Below are 347 nucleotides of genomic sequence, written 5' to 3'. Positions count from 1 at the left end.
CTGCTCGTGGTGGTGACTTTGTTGGTTTAAACCCAATTCACTCACTATTCCCGGCTAATCCAGAAGGAGCAAGTCCTTACAGTCCTTCTTCTCGTCGTTGGTTGAACATACTCTATATCGATGTGAGCTCTGTTGCTGAATTCGCTTTGAGCGCTGATGCTCAGCAAATGGTCGGCAGCTCTGACTTCCAAGCTCGCCTTCAGAAGGCGCGTGATTCCCACTGGGTTAATTACACTGAAGTCGCGGATCTGAAAATGAGCGTGTTACCTCTTCTTTTTGAAGAGTTTAAATCTCGTCATTTGGATAAGCAGTCTGAGCGCGCAAGATTGTTCTTAGATTTTGTGGAA

1 protein-coding gene is annotated in these 347 nt (G+C 46.1%); it reads left to right on the top strand.

The window, feature by feature from the left end; all coding sequences use genetic code 11:
- Positions 1 to 347, top strand: a 347-nt coding sequence (locus MRS74_RS23595; RefSeq protein ID WP_254582723.1) for a 4-alpha-glucanotransferase, incomplete at both ends; no start/stop codon positions are given.

Origin of the sequence: Marinobacterium sedimentorum, from assembly GCF_024267675.1 — a bacterium.
Taxonomy (GTDB): domain Bacteria; phylum Pseudomonadota; class Gammaproteobacteria; order Pseudomonadales; family Balneatricaceae; genus Marinobacterium_A; species Marinobacterium_A sedimentorum.
This window is presented reverse-complemented; position numbering and strand designations above follow the sequence as displayed.